This window comes from Ferranicluibacter rubi (genome assembly GCF_011603255.1).
Classification (GTDB): Bacteria; Pseudomonadota; Alphaproteobacteria; order Rhizobiales; family Rhizobiaceae; genus Ferranicluibacter; species Ferranicluibacter rubi.
In genome coordinates, this window is sequence record NZ_JAANCM010000029.1 from 1 (window position 1) to 2,500 (window position 2,500).

The 2,500-nt window shown below is 54.3% G+C and carries 2 rRNA genes (1 of these 2 cut by a window edge); both read right to left on the minus strand.

Annotated elements, in window-relative coordinates:
- Nucleotides 1–28: 28 nt before the first annotated feature.
- Nucleotides 29–143 (minus strand): 5S ribosomal RNA (gene rrf, locus G8E10_RS25645).
- Between the two features lie 299 nt (nt 144–442).
- Nucleotides 443–2,500: ribosomal RNA gene (locus tag G8E10_RS25650) — 23S ribosomal RNA — on the minus strand; it runs 829 nt beyond the window's last position.

The following is a 2,500-nucleotide window of genomic DNA, read 5'->3' on the forward strand; positions in this document are numbered from 1 at the left end:
GAGAAGATGGAATGTTTGCCTTTAGCAGACCTGGCAGCGACCGACTCTCCCGCGTCTTAAGACGAAGTACCATAGGCGCTGGGGCGTTTCACGGCCGTGTTCGGAATGGGAACGGGTGCGGCCACCCCGCCAGAACCACCAGGTCGGCTAAGGGCAAACGAAACGAGAAGCTGGATTTTTTAGGAGCGAAGTGGGAGTAGCCAATAGCGAATAGGGTTTCCATTCGGTTTGGCTCTGTTTTCGCTGGATTTGAACACGTCTTTGGAGTTTGCGTCTCGCTGTGATCCAAGCCGCAAGGCTTGGCAAGCGCAGAGCGCGTCGCGCCTTATGGCGCGGCCCGTGCGGAGCGAAGCGGCAGAGCCGCGACAGCGTCAGCACAGAACATGATCATCGAGCCGACGAAGGCTTTGCCTTCGCGGCGAGATGAGCATGGGCAATGGGAACGATCAAGTTCGATCGAACGATTAGTACCGGTAAGCTTCATGCATTACTGCACGTCCACACCCGGCCTATCAACGTGGTCGTCTTCCACGGTTCTCAAGGGAATACTCGTTTTCAGGGGGGTTTCCCGCTTAGATGCCTTCAGCGGTTATCCCGTCCATATATAGCTACCCTGCTATGCCCTTGGCAGGACAACAGGTCCACCAGAGATATGTCCATCCCGGTCCTCTCGTACTAGGGACAGATCCTGTCAATATTCCAACACCCACGGCAGATAGGGACCGAACTGTCTCACGACGTTCTGAACCCAGCTCACGTACCGCTTTAATTGGCGAACAGCCAAACCCTTGGGACCTGCTCCAGCCCCAGGATGCGATGAGCCGACATCGAGGTGCCAAACAACCCCGTCGATATGGACTCTTGGGGGTCATCAGCCTGTTATCCCCGGCGTACCTTTTATCCGTTGAGCGATGGCCCTTCCACGCGGGACCACCGGATCACTATGACCGACTTTCGTCTCTGCTCGACTTGTCAGTCTCGCAGTCAGGCGGGCTTATGCCATTGCACTCGACGAACGATTTCCGACCGTTCTGAGCCCACCATCGCGCGCCTCCGTTACTCTTTCGGAGGCGACCGCCCCAGTCAAACTACCCACCATACACTGTCCCGGATCCGGATAACGGACCGCGGTTAGACATCCATGACGATAAGGGTGGTATTTCAAGGATGGCTCCACCTGAACTGGCGTCCAAGCTTCAAAGCCTACCACCTATCCTACACATGCCGACACGAATGCCAGTGTAAAGCTATAGTAAAGGTGCACGGGGTCTTTCCGTCTGACCGCAGGAACCCCGCATCTTCACGGGGAATTCAATTTCACTGAGTCTATGCTGGAGACAGCGGGGAAGTCGTTACGCCATTCGTGCAGGTCGGAACTTACCCGACAAGGAATTTCGCTACCTTAGGACCGTTATAGTTACGGCCGCCGTTTACTGGGGCTTCAGTTCAAAGCTTGCACCTCTCCCTTTAACCTTCCAGCACCGGGCAGGCGTCAGGCCCTATACGTCGTCTTAAAGACTTCGCAGAGCCCTGTGTTTTTGATAAACAGTCGCTACCCCCTGGTCTGTGCCACCCCATCATACTTGCGTACAAAAGGGTCACGCTTCTTCCGAAGTTACGCGTGCAATTTGCCGAGTTCCTTCAGCATAGTTCTCTCAAGCGCCTTGGTATGCTCTACCTGACCACCTGTGTCGGTTTCGGGTACGGTCTATACGGTGGGGCTATTTCCTGGAACCGCTTCCCCGCCCTGACAATCCAATAAGTCAGAACAAGTTACGCAATCCGTCACTTCCCACCAGGCCCACGAATATTAACGTGGTTCCCATCGACTACGCGTTTCCGCCTCGCCTTAGGGGCCGGCTAACCCTGCTCAGATTAACTTTAAGCAGGAACCCTTGGTCTTTCGGCGAGAGGGTCTCTCACCCTCTTTATCGTTACTCATGTCAACATTCGCACTTCCGATATCTCCAGAGGCCCTCACGGGTCCTCCTTCACAGACTTACGGAACGCTCCGCTACCACGTAATCCCAAAAGGGATCACATCCTCAGCTTCGGTGCATGGCTTTAGCCCCGTTACATTTTCGGCGCAAAACCCCTTAATTAGACCAGTGAGCTGTTACGCTTTCTTTAAATGATGGCTGCTTCTAAGCCAACATCCTGGTTGTTTTGGGAGTCTCACATCCTTTCCCACTTAGCCATGACTTGGGGACCTTAGATGGAGGTCAGGGTTGTTGCCCTCTTCACGACGGACGTTAGCACCCGCCGTGTGTCTGCCGAGTAGTACTCTCAGGTATTCGGAGTTTGATTAGGATCAGTAAGACGGTGAGTCCCCATAGCCCATTCAGTGCTCTACCCCCTGAGGTATTCGCTCGACGCACTACCTAAATAGTTTTCGCGGAGAACCAGCTATCTCCGAGTTTGATTGGCCTTTCACCCCTAGCCACAAGTCATCCCAATCTATTGCAACAGATGCGGGTTCGGTCCTCCAGTTGGTGTTACC